Below are 23,122 nucleotides of genomic sequence, written 5' to 3'. Positions count from 1 at the left end.
ACCAAGTCCACGTCACGTCTAGGGGGCATCCATGGCCGCCATCTCCCGCGAGGAGGTCGCGCACCTCGCGCGCCTGTCGCGGCTCGCCGTCACCGATCAGGAGCTCGACCGCTTCGCGGGCCAGCTCGACGTGATCCTTCAGTCGGTGGCGCGGGTCGGTGAGGTCGCCGCGGATGACATCCCGCCCACCTCGCACGCGGTGCCGCTGGAGAACGTGCTGCGCGAGGACGTGGTCGTGCCCGGCCTGACCCGTGCCGAGGCCCTGTCCGGCGCGCCGGACGCGGCCGAGGACCGCTTCCGTGTCCCGCAGATCCTCGCGGATGAGGAGTGACCCCCATGAGTGACCTGATCAAGCTGTCCGCTGCCGCGCTGGGCGAGAAGCTGGCCGCCGGGGAGGTCTCCGCCGAGGAGGTCACCCGCACCCATCTCGACCGCATCGCCGAGGTCGACGGCCGTGTGCACGCGTTCCTGCACGTCGACACCGAGGGGGCGCTGGCCGCCGCGCGCGGGATCGACAGCCGCCGCGCCGCCGGGGAGAAGCTGGGCCCGCTGGCCGGCGTCCCGATCGCGATCAAGGACGTCATCGCCACCAAGGGCGTGCCCACCACCTGCGCCTCGAAGATCCTCGAAGGCTGGCGCCCGCCGTACGACGCGACGATCATGACCCGGATCCGCGAGGCGGGCATGGTCATGCTGGGCAAGACGAACATGGACGAGTTCGCCATGGGCTCGTCGACGGAATACTCGGCTTACGGCCCGACCTTCAACCCGTGGGACCTGTCCCGCATCCCCGGCGGTTCCGGCGGCGGCTCCGCCGCCGCGCTCGCGGCGTACGAGGCCCCGCTGGCCATCGGCACCGACACCGGCGGCTCGATCCGCCAGCCCGGCGCGGTGACCGGCACCGTGGGCGCCAAGCCGACCTACGGCGGCACCTCGCGCTATGGCCTGGTCGCCTTCTCGTCCTCGCTGGACACCCCCGGCCCGTGCGCGCGGACCGTGCTCGACGCGGCGCTGCTGCACGAGGTCATCGCCGGGCACGACCCGCGCGACTCCACCTCGATCCCGCGCCCGGTGCCGGACGTGGTGGCCGCGGCGCGGCTGGGCGCCTCCGGCGACCTGACCGGCGTGCGGATCGGCGTGGTCAAGGAGTTCAGCGCCGAGGGCGTCGAGCCGGGCGTCAGCGCCGTGTTCCGCGACGCGGTGGAGACCCTGACCAAGCTGGGGGCTGAGGTCGTCGAGGTCTCCTGCCCCCACTTCGAGTACGCGCTGCCCGCGTACTACCTGATCGCGCCGAGCGAGTGCTCGTCCAACCTGGCCCGCTTCGACGGCGTGCGCTTCGGCCTGCGGGTCGGCGACGACGGCAACCGGGCGCTGGAGGAGGTCATGTCGCTGACCCGCGAGGCGGGCTTCGGCGACGAGGTCAAGCGCCGCATCATCATCGGCACGTACGCGCTGTCCAGCGGCTACTACGACGCCTACTACGGGCAGGCGCAGAAGGTGCGCACCCTGATCTCGCGCGACTTCACCTCGGCCTTCGAGCAGGTGGACGTGCTGATCTCGGCGACGACCCCGTTCACCGCGTTCGAGCTGGGCTCGCGTACGTCGGACCCGTACCAGATGTACCTGGCTGACCTATACACCATTCCGACGAACCTGTATGGGGGACCCGCGATCTCCGTTCCGGCAGGTCTTTCCGACGGTCTGCCTGTTGGACTGCAGGTCATGGCCCCGACGATGGCCGACGACCGGATGTATCGCATCGCCGCCGCGGTGGAGTCGGTGGTGGGGACCTTCACGCCGCCCGCCCTCTGAGGGCAGAATGATCGAGGCGCCCTCCACACCGCTGGGGCAGTGTGGGGGGCGCCTTTCCATGCCCGTGAGGTGCGGCTGCCGCGGCTACTTCGCGGCCGGGCGCAGCCGCGGGTAGAGCAGCCCGGCCAGCAGCGCGCCGATCGCGCCGGAGACGGCGAAGACCCACAGGCCGGACCAGTCCGCCTTGCCGCCCGCGAGGGTGAGGGTCAGTTCCGGCCCGAGGGTGCGGGCCAGGTTGAGCGACGCGCTGGTCACGGCGGCGATGGCCAGGGTGCCGGCCGCGTAGACGGCGCCCAGGCCCAGGCCGGCCCGGTCGCTGTCACCCAGTGCGAACATGACGCAGGCGAGCACGAACACGGCCAGCGCCTCGGCCGCGATCGCCGCGACCAGGCCCTTGCCGGAGCCCGCCGCGTCGGACAGGCGGTTGGCGCCCAGCCCGGCCGTGACGCCGCCGTCGCCGTACGCCAGCCACATGAGCAGGCTGCCGACGACGCCGCCGACCAGCTGCGCCACGATCACGGCGGCCGCGCCGAGCCAGTCCATGCTGCCGCGTACGGCCGAGGCCAGCGTCAGCCAGGGGTTGAAGTGGCCGCCGAAGATCCAGGCGGCGGCCGCCGCGGCGAGCATCAGCCCGATCGCGCCGGCCAGCAGTGAACCGCCGGTGACCAGCGCGCCGACGCCGAAGAACACCAGGACCGCGGTGCCGAGCAGTTCCGCGGTGAGGCGGGACGGTGTTGCCGAACCCATCAGTGCACCTCCCTGTGCATCGATAGGAGGAACCCGGCGAGCCGGAACAGCAGGTCGGGGGTAGGGGGTCGACCGGCCGTGGCCGCCGTGTCCACGGGGGGTGAGCACAGGATGCGCGGCCGGTCGTCGACGCACATACCTCGAATGAATGAACAGCCCATCGATAGATCAGCTCATCTTGTGACGCGTATCACGTCACGGACGGCCCGGTCGGCCGCCACCGCGGGCGAGAACCCGGTGCGGGCGCGGCGGGACGGGCTACTAGGCTGGTGCCTGTTATGTCCGGCGACACGTTCGCCCCGAGAGCCTGGAGCCGACGATGAGCACCAGTGTGCTGCCCACCTACGACGAGGTCCTGGAGCGCTACGAGCCGGTCATCGGCCTGGAGACGCACGTCGAGCTGGGCACCGCCACCAAGATGTTCTGCGGCTGCCCGACCGTCTTCGGCGCCGAGCCGAACACCCAGGTCTGCCCGGTCTGCCTCGGCCTGCCCGGCAGCCTGCCGGTGGCCAACAAGGCCGCGATCGAGGCGACCATCCGGATCGGGCTCGCGCTGAACTGCGGCATCGCCACCTGGTGCCGGTTCGCGCGCAAGAACTACTTCTACCCGGACATGCCGAAGAACTTCCAGATCAGCCAGTACGACGAGCCGCTGTGCACCGAGGGCTACCTCGACGTCACGGTCAACGGCGAGACCGTGCGCATCGGCATCGAGCGGGTGCACCTGGAGGAGGACACCGGCAAGACGCTGCACGTCGGCGGTGCCACGGGCCGCATCCACGGTGCCACCGAGTCGCTGGTCGACTACAACCGCGCGGGCATCCCGCTGGTCGAGATCGTCACCAAGCCGGTGCCCGGCATCGGCGCCCTGGCCCCCGAGGTCGCCAAGGCGTACGTGGCCGAGCTGCGCGACGTCATCCGCAGCCTCGGCGTCTCCGACGTGCGGATGGAGCAGGGCTCGATGCGCTGCGACGTCAACACCTCGCTGAACAGGCCGGGCGAGGAGTGGGGCACCCGCACCGAGACGAAGAACGTCAACTCGCTGCGCAGCGTCGAGCGCGCGGTGCGCTCGGAGATGCTGCGCCAGGCGTCGGTGCTCGACGCGGGCGGCACCATCACCCAGGAGACCCGCCACTTCCACGAGGACACCGGCGACACCACGTCCGGCCGGTCCAAGGAGACCGCGACCGACTACCGGTACTTCCCGGAGCCGGACCTGGTCCCGCTCGCCCCGGCGCCGGAGTGGGTGCAGCAGCTCAAGGCGGCCCTGCCGGAGCTGCCCCGGGCCCACCGCGCCCGGCTGCGCACCGAGTGGAACCTGTCCGAGCTGGACATGCAGTCCATCATCAACGCCGGTGCGGTCGAGCTGATCGAGCAGACCGTGGCCGCCGGCGCGAGCCCCGAATCGGCACGCAAGTGGTGGCTGGGCGAGCTGTCGCGCCGCGCCAACGCCGAGGGCGTCGAGCTGGAGACGGTCGGCGCCACCCCGGCGCAGGTCGCGCAGTTGCAGAGCCTGGTCGACGGGGGCAAGCTCACCGACAAGCTGGCCCGCCAGGTGCTGGAGGGCGTGCTCGCGGGCGAGGGCGACCCGGCGGCGATCATGGCGGCGCGCGGCCTGGAGGTCGTCTCCGACACCGGCGCGCTCACCGCGGCGATCGACGAGGCCATCGCGGCCCACCCGGAGGTGGCGGAGAAGATCCGCGGCGGCAACCAGGCGGCGGCGGGCGTGCTCATCGGCGCGGTCATGAAGACCACCAAGGGCGCCGCCGACGCCAAGACGGTGCGCGAGCTGGTCCTGGCCCGCCTGGCGGGCTGAGACTCAGCGCGGAGTGGGCGAGACGCCGCCGGCAGCCGAAGGGCTGCCGGCGGCGCCGTCTATGACGTGGCGGGACAGGGCCACCTCGGCCAGCCCGGCCCCGCCGACGGTGATGTCGTCATATGCCGTGAGCTGGTGCGACTTGTCGTAGTAGAGGACCGACAGGGCCAGCGGGGTCGGCTTGTCGCCTTCGAGGCCCCGCAGCCCGGCCCCGCCCGTCGAGCCCTCGACCATCAGCAGCGTCCGGCCGTCGCCGAGCCTGCTCACCTCGCGTGCGTGCAGGTGCCCGGCCAGCACCACCGGGGCGTATCCGGCCAGCGCCCCCGCCGACAGCGGGTCGTGCACCATCGCGAGGTCGACCATCTGGTCCGGCTGCCTGCCGATGGTGTTGGCCAGCGTGTCGCCGACCTCGATGATGCGCTCCAGGGTCTGCTTGGAGGTGCCCGAGCCCGTCGGCTCCTGCTCCTTGTCCGGCGTGAACCGGGGGTCGCCGATGCCCGCGATGCGCAGGCCGGCGACCGTGACCACCCGGTTGTCGAGCACGATCGCGTTGGGCTGCCGGGCCACGGCGGCCTGGGTCGCGAGCGAGTCGTGGTTGCCGCGTACGAAGACGTACGGCACCTTCAGCAGCGCGATCGACGCGACGAACGCCCGCTCCGGCTCGCTGCCCCAGTCGGTGATGTCGCCGGTGTCCACCACCACGTCGATGTGGAAGTTGTCGACCACGGTCCGGATCACCGACCAGGCGGCCGGGTTCAGGTGCAGGTCGGAGACGTGCAGCACCCGCAGCGTGCCGTCGTCGGGGGCGTACACCGGCAGGTTCTGCACGGTGGCGTAGAGCTTGCCGACGTTCTCCACCAGCTTCTGCAACTGCATGGCGTACTCGTCGTAGCGGTCGGCGATGCGCTGGGCGTCGCCGACGACCGACGGGGCGTTGGCCAGCAGGCCCTCGTACCGGGGCTCCTTGAGCGCGGCCGGGTTGAAGGTGGCGAACGCCGCCCCGAAGCTGCCCGCCATCACGGCCAGGGCCAGCCCGCCCGCCCAGGCGACCTGGCGCATCCGCCGGTAGACCAGCGCCGCGAGCAGCATCGCGCCGAGGATCGCCACGGCCGTGGCGCGCAGCAGCAGCCGGGTGACGCCCGAGCGGACGTCGTCGACGGCGGTGCGGCTGGCCCGGGTGATCCCGGCCGGATCGGTGATCAGGGCCTCGGTGCGGGCGCGGTCGAGGGAGTCCAGCCGCACGTTGAGGTGCGCCGGGCCGTCGTGGCTGTCCAGCCACAGCGCGCCCAGCGGCGGCAGGTCGACCTCGGTGTCACCGGACAGCGACGGGCTGAGCGTGAGCGTGGACCGGAACGGCCCCACGTCCACGGTGGTCCCCGCGCACAGGTAGAGGCCGAGCGCCAGCCCGCCCAGGGACACCGCGACCAGGCCGAGCCAGGCGCCGACCCGACGGAGCGGGAAGCGGCGCAGCCGCTCCCAGATCGCCCACGGTCGCGCGCTCATCGCACCATCATGCCCGCCGCTCACACCCGGCCGAGGGTGATGCGGAGAATACGGTCGTCGTCCGGGCCGGGGTCGCCGCGGCCGTCGTGGTTGCTGGTCAGCACCCACAGACTGCCGTCGGGCGCCGGGTGCGCGTCGCGCAGCCGCCCGTACTCGCCGGTCAGGGCCGCGACCGGGCTGCCGTGCAGCGTGCCGTCGGCGCCGATCGGCAGCAGCCACAGCCGCTCGCCCTTCAGGCACGCCGCGACCAGCACGTCACCGACGATGCCCGCGCCGGAGCAGGACGCCTCGGCGGTGTGCCAGGCCGCCACCGGGTCGACGAACCGCTTGTCCCCGGCGGCACCCTCGACCACGGGCCAGCCGTAGTTCTTCCCCGGCTCGATCCGGTTGACCTCGTCCCAGGTGTTCTGCCCGAACTCGGTGGCCCACAGGTGGCCGCCGGCGTCCCAGGCGATGCCCTGCACGTTGCGGTGGCCGTACGACCAGACCAGCGTGCCGAACGGGTTGCCGGGCGCGGGCCTGCCCTCCGGCGTCATCCGCAGGATCTTGCCGCCCAGGCTGCCCAGGTCCTGCGAGTTGCCGCGCTGCGAGGCGTCGCCGGTGGTGGCGTACAGGTAGCCGTCGGGTCCGAAGGCCAGCCGGCCGCCGTTGTGGATGCCCGAGATCGGGATGCCGGTCACGATCGGCTCGGGCCTGCCGCCCAGCTTCCAGCGCGCGACCCGGTTGTCCTCGCGGGTCGTGTAGTACACGAACAGCGTCTGGTCCTGCGCGTACCCCGGCGACGCGGCGATGCCGAGCAGGCCGCCCTCGCCGCCGCCGTCGACCTCGGTGATCCGGCCCGCCTCGGTGACCGACGCCCGGCCCGTGCCCGGCACGACCCGCAGCACCCGGCCCGAGTCGCGCTCGGTGACCAGCGCGGACCCGTCCGGCAGGAACGCGGTGCCCCACGGCACGCGCAGGCCGGTGGCGACGACCTCCACCTTGGACACCCCCGGTGCGGCCGCCGGGACGGCGGTCGAGGTGGGCGTCGGCATGGTGGGCAGGGTCGGTGCCCGCGAGGCCACGACGTCCGGGGCGCTGTCGGTGCAGCCCGCCGCCAGGACGAGCGCGGCGACAGCGCCGAGTGCGCCGAGCGCGAGCGGTGCGCGGTGCGACGGCATGCGAACGAGCCTACTGCGGTGACACGTGCTCAACTAATGCTCCGTTCCTCTCAACCTGCGCCACGGCAGCCGCGTGCAGACGGGTGATGGAAGGAGGAGCCGTATGGCCGAGGACGAGTTCCGCGAGTTCGTCAGATTGCGCTACGGAGAGCTGCTGCGGACCGCGTACCTGTTGACGGGGTCGGCGTACGCGGCCGAGGACCTGGTGCAGTCGGTGCTGCTCAAGGCATACCAGCGGTGGAACCGGCTGGACGAGCCGATGCCGTACCTGCGCCGGGCCCTGGTCAATCAGCGCATCAGCCTGTGGCGGCGGATCGGCTCGCGCGAACTGCTCACCGGCAGCCCGCCGGAGCGCGGCGCGGCCGACGGCGCCACCGCGTACGCCGAGCGCGACGAGCTGCTGACCGCACTGGCGGCGCTGCCCGTGCGGATGCGCGCGGTGCTGGTGCTGCGCTACTGGGAGGACCAGTCCGAAGCGGAGACCGCGCGGCTGCTCGGCTGCTCGGTGGGATCGGTGAAGTCGCAGGCCAGCCGAGGGCTGGACCGCCTGCGGACGGTGCTGGGGCACGACGGAGGCGCCGCGGCGCGGATGGTGGAGGTGACCGCATGAGCGAGCAGCGGCTCAGGGAGACGTTCGCGTGGTTGGCGGCGCCGGTCGTGCCCGCCGAGGACCCGTACGGCCGGCTGATGCGGCGGCACCGCTCGCGCCGGTACCGGCTGCTGGGTCTGGGTTCCGCCCTGGCCGCGACCGTGGTCGCGGTCCTGCTGAGCCCGCTGGCCCAGCCCGGCGCGGCACCGTCCCCGTCCCCGACGCCCTCGGTGGACGGCGGGCCGGCCACGCACGCCGAGCCGAAGGAGATCACGCCGTGGGTGCGGCGCCTGATCCAGTCGCCGCTGCGCGGCTCGCTCGCGGGCGACGAGGCATACCTCGCGGAGCTGACGAAGGAGCTGGGCCGGGAGCGGTTCAGCTTCGACGGGCAGATCAAGGTGCTGTTCGCGGGGGACGTGGGATATCACCGGGTGGTGATCGCGGTCCGCTACGACGACCACCAGCAGGTGGCGATCCTGCGCAGCACCCGGTTCACGGTGCGGGTCGAGGAGCGGCCCGATCCGCAGAAGTTCGAGCTGGACGGCGGTTGGTCCCAGACCGCGGCGCTCAGCCCGTACTTCACCGTGTCGGACAGCGACTTCAACCGGCTCGACTCGGCGTACTTCAGCCTGGGCCTGGCGCCCTCGGGGTGCCGGATCGCCTCGGTCGACGCGACCGACCCGCAGCTGGGGTGGCGTGACGAGCCCACCGGTGACTGGGCCGCCACCGAGCGCCCCGGCCAGTGGCGCCGCGTCACCTGCGACGGGCAGGTGCGCTACCAGGGGCCAGCGGACGGCGGTGTCCGGACGGAGACGGCCCGGCGGTACACGCAGGCAGAGTTGGACGCGGCGATCGCCGACGCCCGGGGTGAGATCGGGTCACGGGGGCGGGAGGCGGTGGAGCGGGCCGACCTGACCGGTGCCGTCGCACCGGCGCGGTTGCTGTACGTCGGCCGTACCCCCGGCGGCCCCGCCGACGAACCGGTGTTCGCGGTGACCAAGGTGCAGCTCCGTGACGGATGGCGGATCTCGGTGCAGGAGGAGAACGAGTACACCGTCACCGTCACCAAGGCACTCCAGCAGCGCGACGACGAGATCATCGCCGTCGAGCACTGGCAGTACCCCGGCACGGAGCCCTCGACCACCCCGAAGCCCGGCGGCGCCCCCGCCATGGGCTCGTCCGGCCGTCTGCTCGTGCTGGCCCCACCCGGCGCGGTCAGGCTCCAGGTGCTCGACCCCGAAGGCGCCGTGATCAGCACATCGCCACTGACCGACGGGATCGGCAGCGTTGCCTACACCCGCGGCGGCACGCTGCGCCTGCGCGCCCTGGACGGCGCGGGCAAGGTGGTCGCCACCGGCACCGGACCCCTTCCCACCATCCCCGACACCGACCGCAAACTCACCGACGTCATCGGCTCCGACTGGTCCTGAGATGAGGAAGGGCACCTTTTACGAGGTAGAAGGTGCCCTTCTCAGCGGCCCCAGCTCGCGTGGCGCCCGCGGTCGGGTCCCGCGCGGGCGGCGGGGTGCGGCGGGTTAGCGTGGCGTCGTGCAGATGTGGATCCCGCATGAGGCCGGTCGCGAGCTGCTCGGGCCGCTGCCCGCCGGTGTACTGGTGGACGTGCTGTCCCGCGCCGATGATCCGCTGCCCGGCGACCCGGCACAGGTCGAGTTCTGGGTGCCGCCGTTCCTGAGCACCGGCGACGCCGTCGGGCTGGCCGCCGCGATGCCGAATCTGAAGGTGGTGCAGCTGCTCTCGGCGGGTGCGGACGCCTGGGCGGGGCGGCTGCCCGACGGGGTGCGGCTGTGCGACGCGCGCGGCGTGCATGACGGGCACACCGCCGAGTGGGTGGTGGCGGCGATCCTGTCGTCGCTGCGGCGCTTCGACCACTACGCGCGGGCGCAGGCGGACCACCGCTGGTCGTACGCCGAGGTCACGCCCACCGACGTGCTCGAAGGCAAGCGGGTGCTGATCGTGGGGGCGGGGTCGATCGGGGCAGCCGCCGCCGCGCGGCTGGCGCCGTTCGAGGTCGAGCTGACGTACGCGGCCCGCACCGCCCGGCCGGGCGTGCACGGGGTGGACGAGCTGCCGGAGCTGCTGCCGTACGTGGACGTCGTGGTGCTGCTCGTGCCGCTGACCCCGCAGACCCGCGGGATGGTCGACGCGGCGTTCCTGGCCGCGATGCCGGACGGATCGCTGCTGGTCAACGCGGCGCGCGGTCCGGTGGTCGAGACGGGTGCGCTGCTCAAGGAGCTGAACTCGGGGCGGCTGTGGGCGGCGGTCGACGTGACCGACCCCGAGCCGCTGCCGCCGGACCACCCGCTGTGGGAGGCGCCGAACCTGCTGCTCACGCCGCATGTGGCCGGAACGGTGCGGGGCTTGCTGCCCAAGGCGTACCGTCTGGTCGCCGAGCAGCTGCGCCGCTACACCGCCGGTGACCCCCTCACCAACCAGGTCCACGACGGCTACTGACACGCCATCCTCGCGGCACGGCCCCGACGGCCCCGCCCCGCCAGGGTCAGGAGTGGTTGGCGGTGGCGGCGAGGCGCGGGAGGTCGGTGGGACGGACCGCGGTCAGCGGGACCACGGTGCCGTCGAGCAGTGCGGCGACCACGCGGCGCGGCCCCTCGGCCCGCAGCTCGTCGATCTGCGGCCAGGTGATGTCACGCGAGCCGAGCAGCGCGCGCACGTGCAGCCCGTCGGCGTCGGCGTCGGTCCCGGCCCGCCACGCCCACATCCCGACCATCAGGGGCACCAGCAGCACCAGCGGGTACGGGCCGCCCTCGGCGGCGATCGGCAGGCCGCCGATGAAGGCGACGGCGGCGGCGACGCTGACGGCGGCGGGCAGGCGGAAGCGGGTCACGGCCCGATTGTTCCACGTAGTGTGTTGTGTCGGACGTCACGGGCGTACTGGCCCGCGATCGGCTGGACACGGGTGGATCGAGGTCGGCGATGACCGTACTGCTGCTGATAGGCACGGCGAAGGGCCTGTTCCTGGCCCGCCGGGACCGGGTCGGTGACGCCTGGGACGTCTCGGTGCCTCAGTTCCCCATGACCGCCGTGTACGCGGTGGGCGTCGACACCCGCCGGCCCACGCCCCGGCTGCTGGCCGGGATCGACAGCTCGCACTTCGGCCCGAGCGTGGCCGTCAGCGACGACCTCGGCGGCTGCTGGCGCGAACCCGACCACGCCCCGCTGGCGTTCCCGGCCGACACCGGCGCCGCGCTGCGCCGGGTGTGGGCGATCGCCCCCGGCCCGGCGGCCGAGCCCGACGTCGTCTGGGCGGGCACCGAGCCGGGCGCGGTGTTCCGCTCCATCAACGGCGGCGTGACGTATGACCTGGTCCGCGGTCTGTGGGACCACCCGCACCGGCCCCGCTGGGACGCCGGGTTCGGCGGGCAGGCGTTCCACACCGTGCTGCCGCACCCCACCGACCCGCAGCGGGTGCTGGCCGCGATCTCGACCGGCGGCGTCTACCGCAGCGAGGACGGCGGAGACAGCTGGCACGCGGCCAACACCGGCATCCAGGCGGTGTTCCTGCCCGAACCGCAGCGGTTCCCCGAGTTCGGCCAGTGCGTGCACAAGGTCGCCCGCGACGCCGAGGACCCCGAGCGCCTCTACCTGCAGAACCACCACGGGGTCTACCGCTCCGACGACGACGGTCGCACCTGGCACTCCATCGCCGGCTCGCTGCCCAGCGACTTCGGCTTCCCGATCGTGGCCCACCCGCACCGCGGCGGCACGGTGTGGAACTTCCCGCTGACCGCCGACGCGCAGCGGTTCCCGGTCGACTTCAGGTGCCGGGTGTTCCGGACCACCGACGCGGGCGCGACCTGGTCCCCGCAGGCGTACGGCCTGCCCACGGCCCCGTTCTACCCTTCGGTGCTGCGCGACGCCATGTGCGCCGACGGCGGCGATCCGGCCGGGGTCTACTTCGGCACCCGCACCGGCGAGGTGTACGCCAGCGCCGACGAGGGCGACAGCTGGGCCCTGGCCGCCGCGCACCTGCCCGACGTGCTGTGCGTGCGGGCGGTGCGGCTCTAGTGGTCACCGTGCTGGTGCCGGGCGCGCTGCGGACCGAGTCCGGCGGCGAGTCGCGACTGGAGGTCGGCGCCGACGGTACGCTGCGCGCGGTGCTCGACGAGGTTTCGCGGCGCTGGCCCCGGCTGGGCAGGCGCGTCCGCGACGAACGCGGCGAGCTGCGCCGCTATGTCAACGTGTACGTCGACGGAGAGGACTGCCGCATGCTCGACGGTCAGGAGACGCCGGTCGCGCCCGGCGCCGAGGTCCAGGTGCTGCCCAGCGTCGCGGGTGGCAGCGCCCCCGCCGAGCCGGCCGTCGCGGCCTTCGACGGCGACCGCGTGCTCGCCGAGAACTTCGCCCCCTGGGTGCAGGAGCTGGGCCTGACCGTCGCCGAGACCGGCCCGGACTGGGCGACCCTGCGGCTGCCCTGGTCGGACCGGCTGGCCCGGGAGGGCGGCGCGCTCAGCGGCCAGGCCCTGATGGCAGCCGCCGACACGGCGACGGTGATCGCGGTCAGCGCGGCCCGGGGCGGGTTCGTGCCGATGACGACCGTCCAGCTGTCCACCACGTTCCAGCGGCCGGTGCTCGGCAGCGACGTGCTGGTCACGGCCCGGCTCACCAAGCTCGGCCGCACCATGGCCTTCGCCGACGTCACCATGACCGCCAAAGGCACCCTCGTCGCCCACGCCACCACCGTCTACGCCCTCCTCTGACGCCTCCGGGTGGGGGGCGGTCAGAGGAGGTCGGACCAGAAGGGGACGGGGCGGGGCGGGGCGGCGGGCGCCGGGGCGGGGGTGCCGGGGAGGTCGAACTCGCGGTGGAGGTAGGCGGGCAGGTCGGTGCCGTAGACGATGACGTCGGTCTGGACCACGGAGAAGACGGGCAGGCCGGGTTCGGGCAGGGCGGGGGCGTAGCGGTGGCCGTACACGGGGATCAGGCGCGGGGCCTCGCCCAGCCGGCGCCGGGCCACCGACAGGGCCAGCGTCAGGCGGCGCGGTCGGTCGCCCCAGGAGTCGAGCCAGAACCCGTTCTCCTGCACGTCGAACAGCACCCCGTCGACCGGCGCGTCGAGGGCGTCGCGCAGCTGGCCGGCGTCGCCGTCGCGCCAGTCGGGCCAGCGTGCGCCCAGCGGCAGCCCGGCCGCCAGCAGAGTGCGGTGGTCGGGATTGAACCGGAAGCCGTAAGCCCGCTCGGTGTAGGCGAGCTCGCCCTCGCCCAGCGGCGGCCCGAGGCGTACGGGCAGCGCGGTGAGCAGGTCACGGGCCTGCGCCGCCGACAGGGTCATGGGGCGAGCATAAGGCTCAGGCCGCCGGGCGAGCCGTGCTTCCGCGCGGCACGAGCTGGGGCGTCGTGTCCTGGAAACTGCGCAGCGGCATGCCGTCGAGGATCTTCAGCAGCTGCTCGGCGGCGTGCGCGCCGTACGCGGCGATGTCGCGGCTGACCGCCGACAGCTGCGGGTGCACCAGCTGGCACAGCGGCGAGTCGTCCCAGGCCACGATGGACAGCTGCTGCGGGATGGCGATGCCCATCTCGTGCGCCACGCTCAGGCCCGCCACGGCCATGGTGTCGTTGTCGTAGATGATCGCGGTGGGCGACGGGCGGCGCGACAGCAGTGCCCGGGTGGCGCGGGCGCCCTCCTCGCCGGTGTAGTCGGTGTGCACCGTGGTCACGTCGGTGAGGCCGACCCGGTCGGCGGCGGCGGTGACAGCCTGTCCGCGCAGCGTGGTGTGCCACAGGTCGGCCAGCCCGGCGACGCGGGCGATCCGCTGGTGGCCCAGCGCGGCCAGGTATTCGACGACGGCGGTGGTGACGGCGGCGTCGTCGGCCCATACGCCGGGGAGGCTGCCGAGGCCGTTGGGGCCGCCGACCACGACGCAGGGCAGGTTCAGCTCCTCCAGCACCGGCACGCGGGGGTCGTCGCGGCGCAGGTCGACCAGGATGACGCCGTCGACCCGCCGCTGCGCCCACCAGCGCCGGTACGTCGCGATCTCGCGCTCGGGGTCCTCGGTGACCTGGAGCAGCAGGCTCACGTCCCGCTCGGACAGGGTCGCCTCGATGCCCGAGATGAGCTGCATGAAGAACGACTCGATGCCCAGCGTCCGGGCGGGCCGGTCGACGATCATGCCGAGGACGCCGGTGCGGCCGTCCGACAGGGCCCGCGCGGCGCTGCTGGGATGCCAGCCGAACTGCTCGGCGACGGCCAGGATGCGCCGGCGGGTCTCCTCGGAGACGCCGGGGCGGCCGTTGAGCGCGTACGAGACCGCGCCCTTGGACACGCCCGCGGCCCTGGCGATGTCGGCGATGGTGACGCGCTTCATGTGGCTCCCGCGGTGATGGTTGTCGGCAAGCGTATGACCGACGGGCGACGGCGCGCCGATCGCGGCCCGGTGGTCCCACGATCACGCGCCGCCGGGGTGCGGCGCGGCGGCTGCCTCAGTCGGTGTAGCCCGGCATCGGGAAGCCCTTGAGCAGGTCGCGGACCTCGCCCGCGATCCGGTCCAGGGTGGCGGTGTCGGCGGCGGCCGTAGCGGCGACGGCCTCGGCCATCCACGCGGCGACCTGCGGCATGTGCTGCTCGGTCAGGCCCCGGGTGGTGAGCGCGGCGGTGCCGAGCCGGATGCCGGACGGGCTCCAGGGCTTGCGCGGGTCGTACGGCACCGTGTTGAAGTTGAGCTCGATCCCGGCCGCGTCCAGCGCCTTGGCGGCGGGCTTGCCCTCGACGCCCTTGCCGGTGAGGTCGATGAGCAGCAGGTGGTTGTCGGTGCCGCCGGAGACGAGGTCGAAGCCGTGTCCGGTCAGGGCGGCGGCCAGGGCCCTGGCGTTGGCGACGACCTGGTGCGCGTACGCCTGGAAGGTCGGCTGCGCCGCCTCGTGCAGCGCCACCGCGATGCCCGCCGTGGTGTGGTTGTGCGGGCCGCCCTGCAGGCCGGGGAAGACGGCCTTGTCGATGGCGGCGGCGTGCTCCGGCTTCGCCATGATCATGGCGCCGCGTGGGCCGCGCAGGGTCTTGTGCGTGGTGGTGGTGATCACGTCGGCGTATCCGACCGGTGAGGGGTGGGCGCCGCCCGCGATCAGGCCCGCGATGTGCGCGATGTCGGCGACCAGGATCGCCCCGACCTCCTGCGCGATCGCGGCGAAGGCGGGGAAGTCGATGGTGCGCGGGATCGCCGTACCCCCGCAGAAGATCATTTTGGGGCGCTCGTTGCGGGCGATGTCGCGGACCTGGTCCAGGTCGATGCGGCCGGACTCGCGGCCGACCGTGTAGTGCACCGGGCGGAACCACTTGCCCGTCGCCGACACCGGCGAGCCGTGCGTCAGGTGGCCGCCCTGGGCCAGCTCCAGCGACAGGAACTTGTCGCCCGGGTCCATGAAGGCCAGGTAGACGGCCAGATTGGCGGGCGAGCCGGAGTATGTCTGCACGTTGGCGTGCTCGGTGCCGAACAGCGCCTTGGCCCGCTCGATCGCCAGCGCCTCGATCTGGTCGCAGAACTGCTGGCCCTCGTAGTACCGCTTGCCGGGATACCCCTCGGAGTACTTGTTGTTCAGCACGGTCCCGCAGGCTTCCAGCACGGCCGTGGAGACGTAGTTCTCCGAGGCGATCATGCGCAGCTTGTCGTGCTGCCGCTGCGCCTCACCCTCGACCAGCGCCGCCAGCGTCGGATCCGCCGCCGCCAGATGCCGCAACCCCGGCTCGTGCATCCCAGCCCCCTTCTCCCCACCTCACCCTCACCCTATCCCCGCCCCCGCCCCGCCCCGGCCGCACCCTCCACCGCGTTGATCATGAACTTATGGGCAGGTTCGACGGCGTGTTGCGGGCACAGCTTCCTGATCGTTTCGTTACGGCGGCCACCGGGCAGGGGAGAATGGTCGGCATGGCTGTCAACTCGTTCATGGTGGATCTCGGGACGCCGGCGCCGGACTTCTCGCTGCCGTCGGCGATCAGCGGGGATCCGGTGGCGCTGAAGGACTTCGCGGACTCGCCGGCGCTGCTGGTCGCGTTCCTTTCCAACCACTGCCCGTACGTCAAACACGTCGAGAAGGTGTTCGGCGAGCTCGCCGCGAGCTACGCGACGAAGGGGCTGGCCGTCGTCGCGATCAGCGCCAACGACGTGGAGAACTATCCCGACGACGCGCCCGCGCGGCTGGTCGAGCAGGCGCACCGGGCCGGGTTCGCGTTCCCGTACCTGTACGACGCCGACCAGCAGGTCGCCCTGGCGTACCGCGCCGCCTGCACCCCCGACCTGTTCCTCTACGACGCCGAACGCAAGCTCGCCTACCGCGGCCAGTTCGACGACTCCCGCCCCCGCAACGACACCCCGGTGACCGGCGCCGCCCTGGCCGCCGCCATCGACCACGTCCTCGCCGGCACCCCCGTCCCCGAACCCCACCACCCCAGCAGCGGCTGCTCCATCAAATGGCGCCCAGAAAACGAACCCGCCTAAGCCCTGCCCCCTGCATGCGAGAGGCGCCGCCCCGGCTGTCGGGACGGCGCCTCTCGCATGTTGATCAGGAAGCTGTGCCCGCGGCACACCGTCGAACCTGCCCATAAGTTCATGATCGACGGGGCGCGGCGCCCCCGGCGGGGGCGCCGCGCGGGCGGGGGTTACGGGACGCGGCGGTAGGCGCCGTCGGAGGCGCTGGTGGCCATGGAGGCATAGGCGCGCAGGGCGGCGGAGACCGGGCGGTCGCGGTTCACCGGGGTGTACGGCTTTTCGCGCTTGTCCTGGTGGAGGCGGCGCTCGGCGAGGACGTCCGCGTCGACTTCCAGCTCCAGGGTGCGGGCGGGGATGTCGATCGCGATGGTGTCGCCGTTCTCGACCAGGGCGATGAGGCCGCCGCCGGCCGCCTCGGGCGAGATGTGCCCGATGGACAGGCCGCTGGTGCCGCCGGAGAACCGGCCGTCGGTGATCAGTGCGCAGGCCTTGCCCAGGCCCCGGCCCTTGAGGAACGAGGTCGGGTAGAGCATCTCCTGCATGCCGGGGCCGCCGCGCGGGCCCTCGTACCGGATCACGACGACGTCGCCGGCGACGATCTCGTTGGCGAGGATGGCGGTGACGGCGTCGTCCTGCGACTCGAACACCTTGGCGGGGCCGCGGAAGCGCAGGCTCTCCTCGCCGACGCCCGCGGTCTTGACCACCGCGCCGTCCGGGGCGAGGTTGCCGTGCAGGATCGCCAGGCCGCCGTCGACGGTGTACGCGTGCTCGACGGAGCGGATGCAGCCGCCCGCGGCGTCGGTGTCCAGCGTGGACCACACGTTCTCGGTGCTGAACGGCTGCGTGGTGCGCACCCCGCCCGGCGCGGCGTGGAACAGCTTCTCCGCCTCGGGCAGCGTGCTGCCGCTGCGGATGTCCCAGTCGGCCAGCCAGCTCTCCAGGTCGGGCGAGTGCACCGAGTGGACGCCGGTGTGCAGCTTCCCGCCCCGGTTCAGCTCGCCCATCAGGGCCGGGATGCCGCCGGCGCGGTGCACGTCCTCCATGTGGTACTGCTGGCTGTTGGGCGCGACCTTGGCCAGGCACGGCACCCGGCGCGAGATCGCGTCGATGTCGGCCACGCCGAAGTCGAGCTCGGCCTCGCGCGCGGCGGCCAGCAGGTGCAGCACGGTGTTGGTCGAGCCGCCCATGGCCACGTCGAGCGCGACCGCGTTCTCGAACGCCTCGCGGCTGGCGATGGCGCGCGGCAGCACCGAGGCGTCGTCGCCGTCGTAGTAGCGCTTGCACAGCTCGACGATCAGCGAACCGGCCCGCTCGAACAGCGCCTTGCGGGCGGCGTGCGTGGCCAGGGTCGAGCCGTTGCCGGGCAGCGCCAGGCCGATCGCCTCGGTGAGGCAGTTCATCGAGTTGGCGGTGAACATGCCGGAGCAGGAGCCGCAGGTCGGGCAGGCGGAGCGCTCGATGCGGCCGAGCTGCTCGTCGCTGACCTTGTCGTCGGAGGCGGCGACCATGGCGTCGATCAGGTCGAGCTTGGTGTGCACCACGCCCTCGACCGCGACGGTCTTGCCGGCCTCCATCGGGCCGCCGGAGACGAACACGGTGGGGATGTTGAGGCGCAGCGCGGCCAGCAGCATGCCGGGGGTGATCTTGTCGCAGTTCGAGATGCAGACCAGCGCGTCGGCGCAGTGCGCGTTCACCATGTACTCGACCGCGTCGGCGATCAGCTCGCGGCTGGGCAGCGAGTAGAGCATGCCGCCGTGGCCCATGGCGATGCCGTCGTCCACGGCGATGGTGTTGAACTCGCGCCCGACGCCGCCCGCCTCGAACACCGCGTCGGCGACGAGGCCGCCGAGGTCCTTGAGGTGTACGTGGCCCGGCACGAACTGGGTGAAGCTGTTGGCGATCGCGACGATCGGCTTGCCGAAATCGTCGTCGGTCATGCCGGTGGCGCGCCACAGGGCTCGGGCGCCGGCCATCGTGCGACCGTGGGTGGACGTACGGGAACGCAACTCGGGCATGTCGCAAGTGTGTCACTCGTACGGGAGCGCGCCCAGCTCAGCGCGGACGTGTCCAACTCTCGGGACGGTCGGCGGGGGGAATGTCGCACACCGTGTCTCGCTTTGTGCGCAATGCTCGGGCAGAGTGGATCCGTGGACCTCCCCCCGGGGCTCGCGATAGCCGTACTGGCGAGCGTGGTGACCGCTGTGCCCGCGGTCTGGGCAATGGCGACCAATCGGCTGGCCGACCAGCAGGGCCTGGTCGTCCGCGCGAACCGGCTGTGCGCCGGCGCGCTGGTTCTCTATGCGGTGGCGGCCCCGATCGCCTGGTTGCACACCATGCGCTGGGACGACGGCTGGGACGACCGGGTCGGCAGCCGCATCATGCTCGGCGGGCTGCTCGGGCTGCCCGCCTCGGTGGCGGCGCTGCTGCTGGTCGCGGCCCTGCTGGAGATCACCGACCAGGTGGTCGGCGACGGGGCCCGGCTGCGCCTGATGCTCGAGTCGCTGATGGGCGCCTCGGCCCTGTTCATCGTGCTGTGGACGGTGCTGCTCAGCATCCACCCGCACGGCCACGGCATGAACACCGCCGTGCCCAAGACGTGCATGCCGGTGCTGATGGCCACCGTGCTCACCTGCGTGGTGGTGGGGTTGAGCGTGGTGCTGGTGGTGCGGGCGCAGCTGCGCCGCGGGCCGCTGCTGCGCCACAGCGCGGGCGCCGCGCTGGCCTCGGTCGGCATGACCTCGGTCGCGCTCGGCGCCTGCGCGGGCTGGGCCCTGCTGGTGGTGCTGGGCGGCCTGATGATCCCGGCGGGCGCGGCGCTGTGGTTCGTCGGCCCGGCGCCGCAGCCGCGCTCCCACGACACCGAGTCGGCCTCGCCGAGCTCGGGCCTCGCCACCGGCCTGGTGCCGGTGCTCGCGATCTCGTTCGTCGCGGTGCACGGATACACCCAGAGCCAGGGCATCGAGATGGTCACGGCGCTGGTCGGCATCTCCAACGGCTTCTTCATGGCGGGGCGGCAGTATCTGGCCATCCTCGACGTGCGCCGGGCCAACCAGCGGCTGGCCGACAGCGAGTCGCACTTCCGGGAGCTGGCCCACACCGACCCGCTGACCGGCCTGGCCAACCGCCGGGGCCTGCTGCGCACGCTGTATCTCGACGCGGTGAACGGTCCGCCGTGCGTGCTGCTCACCCTCGACCTGGACGGCTTCAAGAACGTCAACGACATGCGCGGCCACGACGTGGGCGACGCGGTGCTGATCGAGGTCGGGCAGCGGCTGCGGCTCAACCTGCGCCCCGGCGACCTCGCGGCGCGGCTGGGCGGTGACGAGTTCGCGGTGCTGATGTGGGCCAAGCAGGCCGAGGCGGCCAAGGTCGCCCAGCGCCTGCTGACCGTCCTGGCCCGGCCGTACCAGCACGGCGCGGCCGACATCTTCCTGTCGGCCAGCATCGGCCTGGCCGGGTGCGCCGAGGCCGACACCGTGCCGACGCTGCTGCGCAACGCCGACCTGGCGCTGCGCTCGGCCAAGCAGCGCGGCAAGAACCGGGTCGAGCTCTACGACGAGGTGTACGACCGCCAGCTGCGCGAACGCACCGCCATCGAGCACGCGCTGCGCACCGCGATCGCCCGCAACGAGTTCTCACTGGTCTACCAGCCGGTGGTGGCCCTGCCCAAGCTGGGCATCGTCGGCGCCGAGGCGCTGATCCGGTGGAAGCATCCCGAGCTGGGCCAGGTCAGCCCGCTGGACTTCATCCCGATCGCGGAGGAGACCGGCCAGATCGAGGCACTGGGCGCCTGGGTGCTGTCCACCGCCTGCCGCCAGCTGTCGCGCTGGGTCGCCGACGGCCACGACGTGTGGGTGTCGGTCAACATCTCGCCCCGCGAGCTGCACTCCAGCCGGTATGTCACCGGGGTCAAGGAGGTGCTGCGCCAGCACGGGGTGGCGCCGTCGCGGCTGGTGCTGGAGGTGACCGAGCACGCGGTCGCCACCGACGTCGACGAGTTCCAGCGGGCACTGACGGCGCTGCGGGCGCTCGGGGTGCGCATCGCGCTGGACGACTTCGGGGCGGGATATTCGTCACTCGGGCAGCTGCGCAACATGCCGGTGGACATCCTCAAGATCGACCGGAGCCTGGTCATCGACGGCCCGACCGACCAGGGGCCGGGCGCGCCGATGGTGGACGTCGTGGTGCGCCTGGGCCAGCGGCTGGGCCTCCAGGTGATCGCCGAAGGCATGAGCGAGACGCAGCACCGCAAACTGGTCGAGGCGACGGGCTGCCCGTACGGGCAGGGCCAGCTGTTCGGGATGGGGGTCCCGGCCGAGCACCTGGAGGCGATGCTGGTCGCCTCATCGACCGGGGGGCAGGCCGGGCAGAGCGGCCAGCCGCGCCCGAGCGGGGTGCCGAAACCTTCCGGTAACCCGGTCAGGACGATGGGTCTGCACGGCCTGGTCGGCGGAGGAACCGAACGTCACGACACTGCCGTCCCAACATCCGGGAGTAGTTGACTCAGCGGCTGAGATGCGTCAAGCTGAGCCCATGTCGACCTCTCGGCCGTCTGCCCGAGTACTTACCTGAGCGCACTCTCATCCTGAGGAGAGTGCGCTGGCCCCCGTGCGTTTTTTGCACGAGGGCTTTTTTGTTGGCCGGGCTTCAACGACGTGACCTTCAGAGTCAAAGGTGATCGGAAATGACTAGACCAAGCCCTGAGTCCCTGGCCCAGCGGGCCGCGGCGCAGCGGTCGGCGCCGCCCGCGGCGCCCGGCGCCCAGATCGCACCTGTTCCGTGCACCGGTGCACAGAGCCTCGTCAAGTCACTGGAGGCGCTCAGCGTAGAGGTGGTGTTCGGCATCCCCGGCGGGGCGATCCTGCCGGCGTACGACCCGCTGTTCGACTCGAAGGTCCGCCACATCCTGGTCCGGCACGAGCAGGGCGGCGGCCACGCGGCCACCGGGTACGCCCAGGCCACCGGCAAGGTCGGCGTGTGCATGGCGACCTCCGGCCCCGGCGCGACGAACCTGGTGACGCCGATCGCCGACGCGTACATGGACTCGGTGCCGCTGGTGGCGATCACCGGCCAGGTCGCCCGGCCCGCGATCGGCACCGACGCCTTCCAGGAGGCGGACATCCAGGGCATCACCCTGCCGATCACCAAGCACAACTTCCTGGTGCAGTCCCCCGAGGACCTGCCCCGGGTGCTGGCCGAGGCGTTCCACCTGGCCGCGACCGGCCGCCCCGGCCCGGTGCTGGTCGACATCCCCAAGGACGTGCTCCAGGCGCAGACCACGTTCAGCTGGCCGCCGACGCTGGACCTGCCCGGCTACCGGCCCACGCTGCACCCGCACGGCAAGCAGATCCGCGAGGCCGCGCGCCTGATCACCTCCGCCAAGCGCCCCGTGCTGTACGTCGGCGGCGGTGTGCTCAAGGCCCAGGCCACCGACGTGCTCAAGGAGCTGGCCGAGCTGACCGGCATCCCGGTGGTGACCACGCTGATGGCGCGCGGGGCGTTCCCCGACTCGCACGCGCAGCACATGGGCATGCCGGGCATGCACGGCACCGTGTCGGCGGTGTACGCGCTCCAGCGCAGCGACCTGCTGATCACCCTGGGCGCGCGCTTCGACGACCGGGTCACCGGCAAGCTGGACAGCTTCGCCCCGGACGCCCAGATCATCCACGCCGACATCGACCCGGCCGAGATCGGCAAGAACCGCCACGCGGACGTGCCGATCGTGGGTGACGTCAAGCACGTGATCGAGGAGCTGATCACGGCGCTGAAGGGCGAGACCCACCCGCCGCGGCCGGAGTGGAACAAGCAGCTCAACGACCTGCGCACCCGCTACCCGCTGGGCTGGGAGGAGCCGGAGGACGGCACCCTGGCCCCGCAGTACGTGATCAAGCGGCTGGGCGAGATCGCCGGGCCGGACGCGATCTACTGCGCGGGCGTCGGGCAGCACCAGATGTGGGCCAGCCAGTTCATCTCGTACGAGAAGCCGGCCACCTGGCTCAACTCCGGCGGCCTGGGCACCATGGGCTACGCCGTGCCGGCCGCCATGGGCGCCAAGACCGGCAAGCCGGACACGGTGGTGTGGGCGATCGACGGCGACGGCTGCTTCCAGATGACCAACCAGGAGCTGGCCACCTGCGCGCTGGAGGGCATCCCGATCAAGGTCGCCGTGATCAACAACGGCAACCTGGGCATGGTGCGTCAGTGGCAGACGCTGTTCTACAACGAGCGCTACTCCAACACCGACCTGGGCACGCACAAGCACCGCATCCCCGACTTCGTGAAGCTGGCCGAGGCGCTGGGCTGCATCGGCATGCGCTGCGAGTCCGCCGAGGACGTCGACAAGACCATCGAGGCGGCCATGGCGATCAACGACGCCCCCGTCGTGATCGACTTCGTGGTCGGCAAGGACGCCATGGTGTGGCCGATGGTGGCCGCCGGCACCAGCAACGACGAGATCCAGTTCGCCCGCGGCGTCCGCCCGAACTTCGACGAGGACGACATCTGATGAGCAAGCACACGCTTTCCGTGCTCGTGGAGAACAAACCCGGTGTCCTGGCGCGGGTGGCCGGGCTGTTCTCGCGGCGCGGGTTCAACATCGACTCGCTGGCGGTGGGGGAGACCGAGCACCCCGAGGTCTCCCGGATCACCGTCGTGGTCAACGCCGACGAGCAGCCGCTGGAGCAGGTCACCAAGCAGCTCAACAAGCTCGTGAACGTGCTGAAGATCGTGGAGCTGGAACCCAGCACCGCGGTGCAGCGCGAGCTGCTGCTGGTCAAGGTGCGCGCGGACCGGCCGGTGCGCTCGCAGGTGCTGGAGACGGTCGAGCTGTTCCGGGCGAAGGTCGTCGACGTCGCCCCGGACGCGCTGACCATCGAGGCGACCGGCACCGCCGAGAAGCTGGACGCGCTGGTGCGCGACCTGGAGCCGTACGGCATCAAGGAGATGGTGCAGTCGGGCCTGGTCGCCATCGGCCGCGGCTCGCGCAGCATCACCGCCAACCCCGCCCTTCGTTTGGCTGCCTGACCACCCAAGACGATCA

The 23,122-nt window shown here is 72.4% G+C and carries 20 protein-coding genes; 12 read left to right on the top strand and 8 right to left on the bottom strand.

The annotated features are described in order from the left end of the window. The first annotated feature begins 31 nt into the window (after positions 1–31). Together gatC and gatA are read left to right on the top strand one after the other, a co-directional pair. A complete protein-coding gene (gatC, locus tag Cs7R123_RS36040; protein WP_212833289.1) occupies positions 32–331 on the top strand; it encodes an Asp-tRNA(Asn)/Glu-tRNA(Gln) amidotransferase subunit GatC in 300 nt (99 codons plus the stop codon). A 5-nt stretch (positions 332–336) separates the two neighbouring features. Continuing rightward, complete coding sequence (gene gatA, locus Cs7R123_RS36035) at positions 337–1,812, top strand: Asp-tRNA(Asn)/Glu-tRNA(Gln) amidotransferase subunit GatA (protein ID WP_212833288.1); 1,476 nt, start codon at positions 337–339, stop codon at positions 1,810–1,812. Between the two features lie 84 nt (positions 1,813–1,896). On the opposite strand, the gene Cs7R123_RS36030 is transcribed toward gatA, so the two are convergent. Then, on the bottom strand, positions 1,897–2,559 hold the full coding sequence (locus Cs7R123_RS36030; protein WP_212833287.1) for an MIP/aquaporin family protein: 663 nt from the start codon (positions 2,557–2,559) through the stop codon (positions 1,897–1,899). Between the two features lie 319 nt (positions 2,560–2,878). Between Cs7R123_RS36030 and gatB the strand changes: the two genes are divergently transcribed. Continuing rightward, on the top strand, positions 2,879–4,375 hold the full coding sequence (gene gatB, locus Cs7R123_RS36025) for an Asp-tRNA(Asn)/Glu-tRNA(Gln) amidotransferase subunit GatB (protein WP_212833285.1): 1,497 nt from the start codon (positions 2,879–2,881) through the stop codon (positions 4,373–4,375). A gap of 3 nt (positions 4,376–4,378) precedes the next feature. On the opposite strand, the gene Cs7R123_RS36020 is transcribed toward gatB, so the two are convergent. Both Cs7R123_RS36020 and Cs7R123_RS36015 read right to left on the bottom strand, forming a co-directional pair. Further along, positions 4,379–5,878, bottom strand: coding sequence for a metallophosphoesterase (locus tag Cs7R123_RS36020; protein ID WP_212833284.1), 1,500 nt, complete (start codon positions 5,876–5,878; stop codon positions 4,379–4,381). Positions 5,879–5,898: 20 nt separating this feature from the next. After that, positions 5,899–7,038, bottom strand: a complete 1,140-nt coding sequence (locus Cs7R123_RS36015; RefSeq protein ID WP_212833282.1) for a sorbosone dehydrogenase family protein — start codon at positions 7,036–7,038, stop codon at positions 5,899–5,901. A 103-nt stretch (positions 7,039–7,141) separates the two neighbouring features. On the opposite strand from Cs7R123_RS36015, the gene Cs7R123_RS36010 reads away from it, so the two are divergent. From Cs7R123_RS36010 to Cs7R123_RS36000, 3 genes are all read left to right on the top strand, one after another. Further along, on the top strand, positions 7,142–7,648 hold the full coding sequence (locus tag Cs7R123_RS36010; RefSeq protein WP_212833280.1) for a SigE family RNA polymerase sigma factor: 507 nt from the start codon (positions 7,142–7,144) through the stop codon (positions 7,646–7,648). Then, on the top strand, positions 7,645–9,057 hold the full coding sequence (locus Cs7R123_RS36005; protein WP_212833278.1) for a hypothetical protein: 1,413 nt from the start codon (positions 7,645–7,647) through the stop codon (positions 9,055–9,057). The genes Cs7R123_RS36010 and Cs7R123_RS36005 overlap by 4 nt, the downstream gene beginning before the upstream one ends. A gap of 118 nt (positions 9,058–9,175) precedes the next feature. Beyond that, positions 9,176–10,099, top strand: coding sequence for a 2-hydroxyacid dehydrogenase (locus Cs7R123_RS36000; protein ID WP_212833276.1), 924 nt, complete (start codon positions 9,176–9,178; stop codon positions 10,097–10,099). Positions 10,100–10,145: 46 nt separating this feature from the next. Here the strand turns inward: Cs7R123_RS36000 and Cs7R123_RS35995 are convergent, their stop codons facing one another. Then, positions 10,146–10,490, bottom strand: coding sequence for a PH domain-containing protein (locus Cs7R123_RS35995; RefSeq protein ID WP_212833274.1), 345 nt, complete (start codon positions 10,488–10,490; stop codon positions 10,146–10,148). An 89-nt stretch (positions 10,491–10,579) separates the two neighbouring features. Between Cs7R123_RS35995 and Cs7R123_RS35990 the strand changes: the two genes are divergently transcribed. Continuing rightward, positions 10,580–11,671, top strand: a complete 1,092-nt coding sequence (locus tag Cs7R123_RS35990) for an exo-alpha-sialidase (protein ID WP_212833273.1) — start codon at positions 10,580–10,582, stop codon at positions 11,669–11,671. Then, complete coding sequence (locus tag Cs7R123_RS35985; protein ID WP_244872361.1) at positions 11,671–12,363, top strand: MoaD/ThiS family protein; 693 nt, start codon at positions 11,671–11,673, stop codon at positions 12,361–12,363. Before Cs7R123_RS35990 ends, Cs7R123_RS35985 begins: the two co-directional genes overlap by 1 nt. Positions 12,364–12,383: 20 nt before the next feature. Here the strand turns inward: Cs7R123_RS35985 and Cs7R123_RS35980 are convergent, their stop codons facing one another. The 3 genes from Cs7R123_RS35980 to glyA form a co-directional block, all read right to left on the bottom strand. After that, positions 12,384–12,935 (bottom strand): hypothetical protein, encoded by a 552-nt coding sequence (locus Cs7R123_RS35980; protein WP_212833272.1) that lies wholly within the window; start codon positions 12,933–12,935, stop codon positions 12,384–12,386. 16 nt (positions 12,936–12,951) lie between these two features. Next, the gene (locus tag Cs7R123_RS35975; RefSeq protein ID WP_212833271.1) at positions 12,952–13,968 is read right to left on the bottom strand and encodes a LacI family DNA-binding transcriptional regulator; all 1,017 of its coding nucleotides are present in this window, start codon (positions 13,966–13,968) and stop codon (positions 12,952–12,954) included. Positions 13,969–14,083: 115 nt separating this feature from the next. Further along, complete coding sequence (glyA, locus tag Cs7R123_RS35970; protein ID WP_212833270.1) at positions 14,084–15,349, bottom strand: serine hydroxymethyltransferase; 1,266 nt, start codon at positions 15,347–15,349, stop codon at positions 14,084–14,086. A 173-nt stretch (positions 15,350–15,522) separates the two neighbouring features. On the opposite strand from glyA, the gene Cs7R123_RS35965 reads away from it, so the two are divergent. Beyond that, on the top strand, positions 15,523–16,092 hold the full coding sequence (locus tag Cs7R123_RS35965; RefSeq protein ID WP_212833269.1) for a thioredoxin family protein: 570 nt from the start codon (positions 15,523–15,525) through the stop codon (positions 16,090–16,092). A 161-nt stretch (positions 16,093–16,253) separates the two neighbouring features. Here the strand turns inward: Cs7R123_RS35965 and ilvD are convergent, their stop codons facing one another. Next, a complete protein-coding gene (gene ilvD, locus Cs7R123_RS35960) occupies positions 16,254–18,098 on the bottom strand; it encodes a dihydroxy-acid dehydratase (protein WP_212833268.1) in 1,845 nt (614 codons plus the stop codon). A 132-nt stretch (positions 18,099–18,230) separates the two neighbouring features. Between ilvD and Cs7R123_RS35955 the strand changes: the two genes are divergently transcribed. From Cs7R123_RS35955 to ilvN, 3 genes are all read left to right on the top strand, one after another. Continuing rightward, on the top strand, positions 18,231–20,585 hold the full coding sequence (locus tag Cs7R123_RS35955; protein ID WP_244872360.1) for a bifunctional diguanylate cyclase/phosphodiesterase: 2,355 nt from the start codon (positions 18,231–18,233) through the stop codon (positions 20,583–20,585). A gap of 182 nt (positions 20,586–20,767) precedes the next feature. Beyond that, positions 20,768–22,588 (top strand): acetolactate synthase large subunit, encoded by a 1,821-nt coding sequence (locus tag Cs7R123_RS35950; RefSeq protein ID WP_212833267.1) that lies wholly within the window; start codon positions 20,768–20,770, stop codon positions 22,586–22,588. Further along, complete coding sequence (gene ilvN, locus Cs7R123_RS35945) at positions 22,588–23,106, top strand: acetolactate synthase small subunit (RefSeq protein ID WP_212833265.1); 519 nt, start codon at positions 22,588–22,590, stop codon at positions 23,104–23,106. The genes Cs7R123_RS35950 and ilvN overlap by 1 nt, the downstream gene beginning before the upstream one ends. Positions 23,107–23,122 lie beyond the last annotated feature (16 nt).

The organism is Catellatospora sp. TT07R-123, from assembly GCF_018327705.1.
In the GTDB taxonomy this organism is placed as follows: Bacteria; Actinomycetota; Actinomycetes; order Mycobacteriales; family Micromonosporaceae; genus Catellatospora.
Note: the sequence above shows the minus strand (reverse complement) of the source record. Positions and strands in the feature narration are given on the sequence as shown.

Excerpts from the sequence above, each read along its gene's own strand:
- gatC (WP_212833289.1), top strand. The coding sequence starts at position 32 with ATGGCCGCCATCTCCCGCGAGGAGGTCGCGCACCTCGCGCGCCTGTCG.
- gatA (WP_212833288.1), top strand. The coding sequence starts at position 337 with ATGAGTGACCTGATCAAGCTGTCCGCTGCCGCGCTGGGCGAGAAGCTG.
- Cs7R123_RS36030 (WP_212833287.1), bottom strand. The coding sequence starts at position 2,559 with ATGGGTTCGGCAACACCGTCCCGCCTCACCGCGGAACTGCTCGGCACC.
- gatB (WP_212833285.1), top strand. The coding sequence starts at position 2,879 with ATGAGCACCAGTGTGCTGCCCACCTACGACGAGGTCCTGGAGCGCTAC.
- Cs7R123_RS36020 (WP_212833284.1), bottom strand. The coding sequence starts at position 5,878 with ATGAGCGCGCGACCGTGGGCGATCTGGGAGCGGCTGCGCCGCTTCCCG.
- Cs7R123_RS36015 (WP_212833282.1), bottom strand. The coding sequence starts at position 7,038 with ATGCCGTCGCACCGCGCACCGCTCGCGCTCGGCGCACTCGGCGCTGTC.
- Cs7R123_RS36010 (WP_212833280.1), top strand. The coding sequence starts at position 7,142 with ATGGCCGAGGACGAGTTCCGCGAGTTCGTCAGATTGCGCTACGGAGAG.
- Cs7R123_RS36005 (WP_212833278.1), top strand. The coding sequence starts at position 7,645 with ATGAGCGAGCAGCGGCTCAGGGAGACGTTCGCGTGGTTGGCGGCGCCG.
- Cs7R123_RS35990 (WP_212833273.1), top strand. The coding sequence starts at position 10,580 with ATGACCGTACTGCTGCTGATAGGCACGGCGAAGGGCCTGTTCCTGGCC.
- Cs7R123_RS35980 (WP_212833272.1), bottom strand. The coding sequence starts at position 12,935 with ATGACCCTGTCGGCGGCGCAGGCCCGTGACCTGCTCACCGCGCTGCCC.
- Cs7R123_RS35975 (WP_212833271.1), bottom strand. The coding sequence starts at position 13,968 with ATGAAGCGCGTCACCATCGCCGACATCGCCAGGGCCGCGGGCGTGTCC.
- glyA (WP_212833270.1), bottom strand. The coding sequence starts at position 15,349 with ATGCACGAGCCGGGGTTGCGGCATCTGGCGGCGGCGGATCCGACGCTG.
- Cs7R123_RS35965 (WP_212833269.1), top strand. The coding sequence starts at position 15,523 with ATGGCTGTCAACTCGTTCATGGTGGATCTCGGGACGCCGGCGCCGGAC.
- ilvD (WP_212833268.1), bottom strand. The coding sequence starts at position 18,098 with ATGCCCGAGTTGCGTTCCCGTACGTCCACCCACGGTCGCACGATGGCC.
- Cs7R123_RS35950 (WP_212833267.1), top strand. The coding sequence starts at position 20,768 with ATGACTAGACCAAGCCCTGAGTCCCTGGCCCAGCGGGCCGCGGCGCAG.
- ilvN (WP_212833265.1), top strand. The coding sequence starts at position 22,588 with ATGAGCAAGCACACGCTTTCCGTGCTCGTGGAGAACAAACCCGGTGTC.